General features: G+C 59.9%; 1 protein-coding gene. It reads right to left on the reverse strand.

Annotated elements, in window-relative coordinates; genetic code table 11:
• Positions 1-37 precede the first annotated feature (37 nt).
• Positions 38-1,248, reverse strand: a protein-coding gene (locus BUE09_RS20050) for an IS3 family transposase (RefSeq protein ID WP_417778401.1) whose coding sequence is annotated in 2 segments (ribosomal slippage) — positions 38-903 and positions 903-1,248 — 1,212 coding nt in all. Because the reading frame shifts where the segments join, the coding sequence is not laid out codon by codon here.
• Between the last annotated feature and the right edge of the window lie 70 nt (positions 1,249-1,318).

Raw genomic sequence — 1,318 nt, forward strand, 5'->3', positions numbered from 1 at the left:
TGGACTTGCCCCTATCAAACCGGACACCGCAACCCTGTTAAGTTGATGTTACAGCCAACCGCCTGAACTCCCGAGGCGAGCGGTACTTCAGTGCGCTGTGGGGATGCTCTTCGTTGTAATGCTCAAAAGCAATCGCCAGGTTGCGTAGCGCTGTCTGGCGATCCGGCCGTGGCATATGGGCGATGTAATCGCGCTTCATCGTTTTCACGAAGCTCTCCGCCATGCCGTTGCTCTGCGGGCTGCACACTGGCGTGGTCAGCGGTATCAAGCCGATTTCCCGAGCAAAGGCCCGCGTCTGTTCGGCGGTGTACGCCGAGCCGTTATCGCTCAACCATTGAATCTGAGTGGCAGGCAGTGCCTGTCCAAAACGTTTCTCGACGGCTTCAAGCATGACGTCACGGACGTCGTCACCGCTGTAGCCTCTCGAGCTGGCTACCCAGCTGATGGCCTCGCGATCGCAGCAGTCCAAGGCAAAGGTCACACGCAGCTTGGCGCCATCGTCACAACGAAACTCAAAACCGTCCGAGCACCAACGGGTATTGCTCTCGCCCACTGCCACTCGGCCTTCATGACGACGAGCCACACCGGGCTGCTTGCGGCGTTTCTCCAGCAGCAGGTCGTGGTCGCGCATGACCCGATAAACCCGTTTCACATTGACCGCCGGTTCGGCCTGCCTACGTAGAAGCGCCCAGACCCGGCGGTAGCCATAGCTGGGCAAGTCGGAGATTGAGGCCTTGATCCGCTCCACCAGAGCCGTATCGTCAGGGATACGCCTACGACGGGCTCCTTTGCCTTCATTGGCCTGCTTGATTCGAGCCGTCAGTTGCGAGCGCGACACACCGAGACTTTCGCTGACCAGCTTCACTGGTCGTCCCCCGGCAACAAGGGTGAGTGCGCAATCCATTTTCGCGAGCGGGCGATCTCCACCGCTTCCTTGAGCACTTCAGCTTCCATGGTCTTTTTGCCCAGCATCCGTTGCAGCTCGCGGATCTGCTTCATTGCGTCAGCCAACTCCGAGGCCGGCACCACAGCCTCTCCTGCGCTGACCGCCGACAGGCTGCCGTCCTGATAGAGCTTGCGCCAATGGAACAGCTGGTTGGGGTTGATGCCATGGCGTCGGGCGACCACTGAGACGCTGTGCCCGGGCTCAAGGCTCTCGCGCACCATGGTGAGCTTCTCCTCGACGCTCCAGCGGCGACGCCGCTCCTGGCCGAGCACTTCGATATGTCTGTCTTTGCTGGTAGTCATAAACACGACCGTTTGCCTATCCCTTATGGTAAGGGGGAAACAATGTCCGGTGTTTCAGGGGGCTCGTTCA

Origin of the sequence: Stutzerimonas xanthomarina DSM 18231 (assembly GCF_900129835.1) — a bacterium.
GTDB lineage: Bacteria > Pseudomonadota > Gammaproteobacteria > Pseudomonadales > Pseudomonadaceae > Stutzerimonas > Stutzerimonas xanthomarina.